This is a genomic window from Chitinimonas sp. BJB300 (genome assembly GCF_002735695.1).
Classification (GTDB): domain Bacteria; phylum Pseudomonadota; class Gammaproteobacteria; order Burkholderiales; family Chitinimonadaceae; genus Chitinimonas.
The window spans coordinates 1-907 of the sequence record NZ_PDZH01000329.1; the positions used below are offsets into that span (position 1 = coordinate 1).

Annotated in this window: 1 protein-coding gene; it reads right to left on the minus strand. The window is 56.9% G+C overall.

From position 1 onward, the window contains the following. Positions 1 to 907 (minus strand): RNA 3'-terminal phosphate cyclase (gene rtcA, locus CSQ89_RS21685; protein WP_099407999.1); only part of this gene is annotated, 907 nt, incomplete at its 5' end.

Genomic DNA, 907 nt, shown 5'->3' on the forward strand with positions numbered 1-907 from the left:
TTAGGATAGGTCTACCTGCACCGCACTGTTATCGGTTTGGCTCAGCTGTATGTCTACGGGCAGAAACTGCTTGATAACCTTGATGTTTGTTTGCAAATGCGACGATGCCACCGTGGCGGTAAATGATCCACTGCCTGCCAAGGCCATAGGTAGTAGTAGTTGGTCGGCTAGGTATTCACCCACTGCAGCAGTGCTTTCCAAATAAAGGCGAGCCTCTTTTGCCGCATGGTTTGCCACCGATTCGGCAGAGATGCCTCTTTCGCCAAAGGCGGTGAACAGTTCTGTTACCTGGGCGAACCGCGCTTCAATCATCAGGACATTACCCGGTCCTTCCGCTTGCGGTAGTTCCCGCACGCGGCCGTCAGGGCAATCCAGTCGAGCTGCCACCTGATCCAACTCCCGCTTTGCGATGCTGCCCGGCACATCGGCGACTACTGCCTCTGCACGTAGAGCATGGCACGGGCCTCGTTCAATCAATGTAATAGGGCGCAGGGTGGCGCCCGGTTCGACGTGGGCAGTGACTTCACCACCCCCCGCTGGGTAAAAGCCATGCCGATTCAGTTGAATGGTTTGGGTAATGCCCATGCGTGCTAGCAGCGGTGCCCAGCAAAGGATAAGGAAGTCAGCCGGTGGTGCGGACTTATTGTGGGTTCCGCCTGTAACGGAAACCGTGCTGGGCGCGTCGGCAAACCATAGTGCGGGCAGTATGGTTTGTAAGACGAGGGTACAACTGCCTGCGCTGCCAATCGAAAAGCGGAAGTCGCCACCACGAATCGGGCCGGGCTGAAAGTATAAGGTTGTGGAATGCAATTCGTCTCCCTGCACCTGCGCACCAGAAATAGCGGCTGCCGCTTGTACTGCGGTGAGATGTTGTCGCAGCAAGCCGGGTTTGCTGCGCTTGGCGCGA